Raw genomic sequence first — 2332 nt, forward strand, 5'->3', positions numbered from 1 at the left:
GGCGTGCGTGGCGCCATGGAAAAGGCCCCGCTACGGCGGGGCCTTTGCTTGCTGCGCGGCAGGGTCGGCTTGGTCAGTAGCCGACCGTCAGCCCCGGCAGGTCCACCGTGATGCGCGGGCGTTCCAGCGCCAGGGCCAGGTTTTCGGCGAATTCGCGGGCTTCCTTCTCGTCGGTGGACAGGGTGTCGTAGCCCAAGGCATCCGCCACGCCCAGCACCTTGTCCAGCAGCAGCACCTTGCCGCTGGGGCGCAAGGGTTCGCAGCCCAGGGTTTCCCAGGCGCCGTCGAACCAGTCGCGGGCCTGGGCCTGGCGTTGCGGGGACGTTTCCACCGTGGCGGTCAGGTCCAGCGAACGCCGGGTGTCGAAAACTATCGTGATGTCGCTGCGCATGGGGAATTCCTTGAAAGGGCGTCAGGCCAGAAGGGTAGGCAAAAAACGCCGGTCAGATTGTCTGTCCGGCGACATTGCCTACCAGCCGCGCGAGGCTTCCCAGGTGACCTCGACGCCGGCTTCCTTCGATTGCCGCATCATGTCCAGCAACGGATAGGCGCGTTCCTTCAGGCCGACCACGCGCGCCATCGGCGAACGGGGGGCCTTGTCCTCGTCTTCTTCCTCTTCGGGGTGCTGAGCGTTGGCGATCGCGTTTTCGATGCCGCTGATGGCCGGCCCCAGCTGGTCCACGGTGAAAACGCCGCGTTCCGGGATCTTGTCGCCGATGGACTTCCCTGCCGCCTGCAAAATGCCTGCCGCGTGGTCGGACAGCATCAGGACCTCGGCCACGACCTTGGAGTGAAAGGTAATCAGCATATTGCGGTCTCCTTCATTGAATACGTTACATACACTACCGCAACGCCCACGGGATGCCAACTGGGACCCTGGCGCCGTCCCGTCGGCCGGCGCGCCCGGCCGACGGCAGCCGCGGCTAGGAGTTTGATTTTATTGACAGTTCCGCCGCGGCGATGATCGCTTGCCGGACGCTTTCGGGGCCCCTGACCGCCGGTTCGGCCGCCAAATCAACTATCATTCAGGGGATTCCCGTGACCTTGCCGGGCCGGACGCCGTCCGCCACCTCCCCGCCTTGGCCACTCACCCAGAACTTCTCCAGACGCCCATGCTCCCCGAGCAACAAAAACAGCTTATCTCCCTGATCCAGGCCGCCGTCGCGCAGAGCCTTCCCGACGCCCAGCCCAACGTGCTGCTGGAGCGCCCCAAGGTCGCCGCCCATGGCGACGTCGCCACCAACGTGGCCATGCAGCTGGCCAAGCCCGCCGGCCGCAACCCGCGCGAACTGGCCCAGGCCATCGTGCAGGCCCTGCTGGCCGACCCGGCCGCCCGCGATCTGGTCGAAAGCGCTGAAATCGCCGGCCCCGGCTTCATCAACCTGCGCATCACCGCCGCCGCCCGCCAAGCCGTCATCGGCGCCGTGGCCGAACAGGGCGCCGGCTTTGGCCGCGCCCCCCGCAGCGGCGAGAAGATCCTGGTTGAATTCGTGTCGGCCAACCCCACCGGCCCGCTGCACGTGGGCCACGCCCGCCAGGCCGCCCTGGGCGACGCCCTGTGCCGCCTGTACGACGCCAGCGGCTGGGACGTCACCCGCGAGTTCTATTACAACGACGCCGGCAACCAGATCGAAAACCTGGCCATCAGCGTGCAGGCCCGCGCCCGCGGCCTGACGACCGATTCCCCCGAATGGCCGGCCGACGGCTACAAGGGCGACTACATCGTCGACATCGCGCGCGACTTCCAGGCCGGCAAGACCCTGCAGGCGTCCGACGGCCAGCCCGTCACCGCCACCGGCAACATCGACAGCCTGGACGACATCCGCGCCTTCGCCGTGGCCTACCTTCGCCGCGAACAGGACCTGGACTTGCAGGCATTCGGCCTGAAGTTCGACAACTACTACCTGGAAAGCTCGCTGTACACGTCGGGCCGCGTCGAGGCCACCGTCAAGGCGCTGGTCGCCGGCGGCCACACCTACGAGGAAGGCGGCGCGCTGTGGCTGCGCACCACCGAACTGGGCACGGGCGACGACAAAGACCGCGTCATGCGCAAAAGCGAAGGCGGCTACACCTACTTCGTGCCGGACGTGGCCTATCACAAGGCCAAGTGGGAACGCGGTTTCCACCGCGCCGTGAACATCCAGGGCAGCGACCACCACGGCACCGTGGCCCGCGTGCGCGCCGGCCTGCAGGCGCTGAACGAAGGCATCCCGAAGGACTACCCGTCCTACGTGCTGCACAAGATGGTCAAGGTGATGCGCGGCGGCGAAGAGGTCAAGATCTCCAAGCGCGCGGGCAGCTACGTGACCATGCGCGACCTGATCGACTGGGT

General features: G+C 67.1%; 3 protein-coding genes. 1 reads left to right on the top strand and 2 read right to left on the bottom strand.

Features of this window, described 5'->3' with window-relative positions; translation table 11 throughout:
* Window positions 1-73: 73 nt before the first annotated feature.
* Both ACO6D5_RS19435 and ACO6D5_RS19440 read right to left on the bottom strand, forming a co-directional pair.
* Window positions 74-391: a hypothetical protein gene (locus tag ACO6D5_RS19435; RefSeq protein WP_006224479.1), complete on the bottom strand. Its 318-nt coding sequence runs from the start codon at window positions 389-391 to the stop codon at window positions 74-76.
* Window positions 392-469: 78 nt separating this feature from the next.
* Window positions 470-808 (bottom strand): DUF1840 domain-containing protein, encoded by a 339-nt coding sequence (locus tag ACO6D5_RS19440; protein ID WP_006224478.1) that lies wholly within the window; start codon window positions 806-808, stop codon window positions 470-472.
* 304 nt (window positions 809-1112) lie between these two features.
* Between ACO6D5_RS19440 and argS the strand changes: the two genes are divergently transcribed.
* On the top strand, window positions 1113-2332 hold a 1220-nt coding region (gene argS / locus ACO6D5_RS19445), incomplete at its 3' end, for an arginine--tRNA ligase (protein WP_485826258.1).

The sequence above is a fragment of the Achromobacter sp. genome (genome assembly GCF_057314935.1).